Source organism: Bartonella sp. CE47NXGY, assembly GCF_042195415.1.
Lineage (GTDB): Bacteria > Pseudomonadota > Alphaproteobacteria > Rhizobiales > Rhizobiaceae > Bartonella.
In genome coordinates, this window is record NZ_JBHIOI010000307.1 from 1 (window position 1) to 518 (window position 518).

At 50.4% G+C, this 518-nt stretch carries 1 pseudogene; it reads left to right on the plus strand.

The window, feature by feature from the left end:
* A pseudogene (locus ACFIL3_RS11235) lies at positions 1 to 518 on the plus strand (PBSX family phage terminase large subunit); the annotation flags it as partial.

Genomic DNA, 518 nt, shown 5'->3' on the forward strand with positions numbered 1-518 from the left:
TATCAAAAGGAAATGTTGGCAGCCGAGCAAGAGGGGCGGATAGGGCGTGTTGCTCGTGACCCTTTAATGCAAATACGGGCTTTTTGGGACATTGGGGGGACAGGCGCCAAGGCAGATGCCACGGCGATATGGATAGCACAGTTTGTGGGGCGAGAAATCAGAGTGCTTAATTATTACGAAGCACAGGGGCAGCCTTTATCGGAACATATCGGTTGGTTGCGTCACAATGGTTATGAGAAGGCATTGATGGTTTTGCCCCATGATGGTGCGACCAGAGACCGTGTGCACAATGTGAGTTTTGAGAGTGCTTTAAATGATGCGGGTTTTGAAACGCAAGTGATCCCTAATCAAGGGGCAGGGGCGGTTAAGATGCGTATAGAGGCGGTGCGGCGTATTTTGCCGTCTGTTTGGTTTAATGAAGAGATGACGGTAGCAGGGCGCAAAGCACTGAATTGGTATCATGAGAAATGGGATGAGAAGCGCGGCATTGGTTTGGGTGCAGAGCATGATTGGTCGAG